This window comes from Flavobacterium xinjiangense (assembly GCF_900142885.1).
GTDB classification, from domain to species: Bacteria; Bacteroidota; Bacteroidia; order Flavobacteriales; family Flavobacteriaceae; genus Flavobacterium; species Flavobacterium xinjiangense.
Window position 1 is genome coordinate 1 of sequence record NZ_FRCL01000026.1, and the last position, 4,633, is coordinate 4,633.

A 4,633-nucleotide genomic window follows, 5' to 3' on the forward strand; every position below is an offset into this window, starting at 1 on the left:
ACGGTTGTTCTCGTTCACAAACCAGAACCTGGAACGTTACTGATGCCTGTGGCAACGCAGCGACAGCAGTATCCCGCACAGTGACTTGGACCGTGGATACAACACCACCGACTCTTACTCTTCCAGCTATTCCAATAACATACTGTGGAACAATACCAGTTTTTGGTACTCCAACAGTAAGTGATAATTGTGATACAAATCCAATTATTAATGATTTGGGTGTCACTACGACCAACAATATGGATGGTTCCATAACTTACACAAAAAGATGGTCTGCGACTGACGCTTGTGGCAATACATCAACTGCAAGCAGCCAAACTATCATAGTACCGGCCTGCGAAGGATGTACCTTAGGATATTGGAAAAACCATACTGACAGATGGTGCTCAAGCTATACTCCTACAATGTTGTTTGGTGATGTATTCGTAAACGCACCTTCCAACCTTGCTAATTTGACTTTATTGCAAGCACTGAATCTAGGTGGTGGCGGTATTTTCAACTTAGCTCGTCAGGGAGTAGCCGCTTTACTAAATGTTTGTAGCGATGAAGTTGATTACCCGGGTCCTTATGGAAGCAATACTCAAACACTAATAGATGCTGTTAATGCAGCGTACTTAGCTGGAGGAAATGCACCTGGCACACTGGCAACTCAACTTGATATTCTTAATAATACGGGCTGTCCATTAGGAGGAACTAGAGCTACTAAGAAGGAGGTTAGTTTGACTACTCAAGCTGATTTTACCGCTTATCCAGTTCCTTTCAAAGACATTCTTACCATAAAATGTAATTTTGATTATAACACTGATGTGAAAATTGAAGTGTTCAATTCAGAAGGAATTTTGGTGCTTTCAAAAGCAGAGTCAAATGTTCAATTAAACCAAGAAATTAATCTACACCTTCATTCATTCAAAGGTCAGGAGCAGGTTTATGTTGTGAAACTGACTACTAACCGCGGAAGTAGTATCAAAAAAGTAATGTCTTCTAAATAAGTTTTAATAATTTTCTAATTCCAAAAAAATATAGAGAGGTTTTAGAATAGATTAAACCTCGAAAGTTTTACTTTCGAGGTTTTTTTGTGCCTAAAATCGAGCTATCATAATGACTTTGCTGGTAAAAAGGCAATGAGTTTTAAAATTCACTTTGGAGAATGATTGCAGCATTAATTTGCAAAATGCTTCTCTTTTGAAAATGAATAAATAATTTACTCTTAATCGCTATTTGAAAGGGAAATTTATTTTAAGCAATTCTGATTTTAAAAGATTTGGCGGTCAAACAATAAGCTTTGATTTTCTTTTAATTTAAGGCCTATAATTAAATCTACACTTTAGAAAAACACATTAAATAGCTTCGAGTAAATACTATAAAAAAATCGGGCTTAAAACTGTTTAAAAGAGCATTGGCTTTTTATTTTATTTAATTATCCATATGATATGTTTTTTATTTTCAAAAGCGATTTTTTTTCATTCAATCAATGCTATATATTGGAAATTAAGGATCTTGTCAAATGGGGTCTTAAGAATTCGTGGAATCTCTATATCCTTGAATTATAAAGAAGTAAAATTTTTAGAAATTGGTATTAAAGCAATCTACTTTAAAAGAATAAAATTTAGGCAATGCAATTTTTATTATTCAATAATTCTAATAAAAAAAATAGTCATCCTAGGTAGGAAAAATTGTGTTTAATTTGCTATTAATTTTAACACGTAATACACTAATAATCAAATAGTTGCGAATAAAATATTTTATATTTACATACTATTTTTCCTAATTTGAGATGCTCGTTGTCGATTAAAATTGAATTTAAACGAGTATAATCTTATTTTTATTTGCTTTTTTTTTTTAATAGTTAATTTTAATATGAACAACAACTTAAGCTGTTTCCAGTGAAACACTTTTTTAATAAATATTTAGGATATGACTTTGGTCCTCTAAATTTTGATATCCTTTTTATGATGCATGACTTCATTTTTTAAATGAAGAGAGTTTATTTTATGGGAGTTACTTTTTCAAAATACGTAAGCTTCCGGTACCGTACTAATATTATTTCCTAAAAATTAGTAATGTTTTTCTTCAAACTGATTTTGGTTTAGCAAAAAAAAGGATGTTTTTATTGTACTAATAAAAATATCTAGTAATGATGGTGACTTCATTATTTAGATGAAGATGGATTATGTTTCTTTAAGTTTTTCTTTCCCAAATCTCTAAACTTCCTTTTATATCTAACGTATGGTGCTAAAATACTTTTATTATGAAAAAATTTATTTTTTGTAAGATGAAAAGTGGGCAAGAGTATTGTAACACTTTTTCTTGGCGTTTAAATACACAGTTTTTGAAATTTTTTGCGACGAATACGTCAGTTAAAAAACTGTTTTTTTATGCTACGCTACTGCTTTTAGGATTTGGTTTTGCACCCAATTCCTATGGGCAAGATGTCGGTTCGTCTGCTGTCAAAGCCAATTTTGGTATTGACGGGGATGTTTATTCAGGCTTGTTTCAGTTTCAACCTAATCCACCAGTTGTTCCACTTATTGATGGAACAGGTACTGATGATTGGTTTTTGGGCGCAAGCGGCTTAGGGGTGATAGATGAGGCGATACCACGTTCTAATCCGGATTCAGACCTAATTCCGAATCCGATGACAAATACGTCTTTTGAGCGAAGACAATCAATATTTGCTCCTACCGCTCCTTTTCCTTATCCGGTGGTTCCTATTGCAGGGTATGATCCTAGCAATCCTGCAACTTGGACAGGAAGATACCTATGGCTGGATGCAGTTTACGGAAGAGATACCTACGTAAAAGGTGGTAACGCTGAAACATCCTATTTTGCAGGCTCTGGAGACAAGAATTCAGATAATCCATCTACTTGGAGTATCGGAACTTCCGGTAGTGTTCCCCAAAAAGATGACATTATTGATGTGTATGCTCATTTAAGAGGGGAAGGAATCAGAATTCCCGATCCAATTACTGACCCACCAACTGGAAACCCAAGACCCTTTACAACGCTTTGGGCTTATGCAGGAGCTTCTTTAGTTGTGACTAATGGTAACAAGCACGTCGATTTTGAATTCTTCCGAACCGCATTATCGACACCGGCAGACTTGTCTGTTCCTGGAGCGACCGGTCCTGATGGAGGTCGTACCGTATTTACTTTTAATACTGACGGTTCTGTTGCGATTCCGGGAACCATCATTATTTCTGTAGATTATATCAATGGGGGAAATGTTCCTTCTATCAGGGTCAGAGTTTGGATGAGTCAAGCGACTTTTGATGCATATACTACAAAGCCCAACAGCCCTTTTAATGTTGATAAAAGTGTAGCTTTCGAAAAAGGAACAGATTCAGGGAATTACGGTTATGCTGCCATTAATCCTATAGGAACGGGTATAAATATGTGGGGTAGAGTTAATGATGATTTTGCTACATTTGAAAATTCTCGTACACAAGCACCACCATGGAATACATGGGAAGGAACTACGCCAACAGATGTAGATATGTATACACGATATCAGTTTGTTGAAATAGGCATCAATCTTACCGCTTTTGGATTGGATAAACGTGGGGATCAATCGCCATGTAGCAATATACTGGGTAGTTTATTGGTTAAAACCCGTAGTAGTGGTGGTGGTCCAAACGAAGGCGCTTTTGGCAGTGAGCTGAAAGATTTTGCCGGTCCTTATTTATTTGGGAACACTGGAAAACAACCTGTTGTAACAGTTACTGATAAAACCGCTTGTGAAATCTTAGCTACTGGTCGTGCTTTAGTAGACTTGACTACGGGAACAACCAATACCGGTGGTACAATTCGCTACTATTTGAATTCTGATTTTACCGGTGAAATAACTTCACCATATAGTGCGGCAATTGGCACGACTACTATTTATGCTCGCAGTGAAAGTTTAACGAATCCAGGTTGTTTTGGATCAACATCGTTTATTGTGACAGTGAATGCAAATCCAACTGCAACTGCAGGACCTGATGAAGCTAAATGTCAGACTGCTCCATCCGGACCTACTTCATTTACTTTGGCTGGTTCAGCATCTAATGGTACATCAGCTTGGTCACAAGTTGGTCAAACAGGTACCGCACAGGCTACTGTCGCTACACCGGGTTCACCAATATCTACTGTAAGTGTTGCCGGTATTGGTACCGTTACTTTGAGAATAACCACAACAAGCAATGCAACACCGTCCTGCGGAACTGCGTTTGATGAGGTTACTTTAACTGTTAACGCAAATCCAACTGCTGCTGCAGGACCTGATCAAGCTAAATGTCAAACCGCGCCTTCAGGACCTACTTCATTTACTCTGGCTGGTACTGCAAGTGGTGGTACTTCAGCTTGGTCACAAGTTGGTCAAACAGGTAGCGCACAAGCTACTATTGCAACACCGGGTTCACCAACATCTACTGTAAGTGTTGCCGGTATTGGTACCGTTACTTTAAGAATAACCACAACAAGCACTACAACTCCGTCCTGCGGAACTGCGTTTGAAGAAGTTACTTTGACTGTTAACGCAAATCCAACTGCTGCTGCAGGACCTGATGAAGCTAAATGCCAGACAGCACCTTCCGGACCTACTTCATTTACTTTGGCAGGGTCAGCATCTAATGGTACATCAGCTTGGTCACAAGTT

General features: G+C 37.4%; 2 protein-coding genes. Both read left to right on the forward strand.

Annotated features, from left to right (window positions below):
• A partial coding sequence (locus tag BUC23_RS17060) for a T9SS type A sorting domain-containing protein (protein ID WP_139259983.1) occupies positions 1-989 on the forward strand: 989 nt, incomplete at its 5' end.
• Between the two features lie 1,259 nt (positions 990-2,248).
• Positions 2,249-4,633, forward strand: a 2,385-nt coding sequence (locus tag BUC23_RS17065) for a hypothetical protein (protein ID WP_208609333.1), incomplete at its 3' end; no start/stop codon positions are given.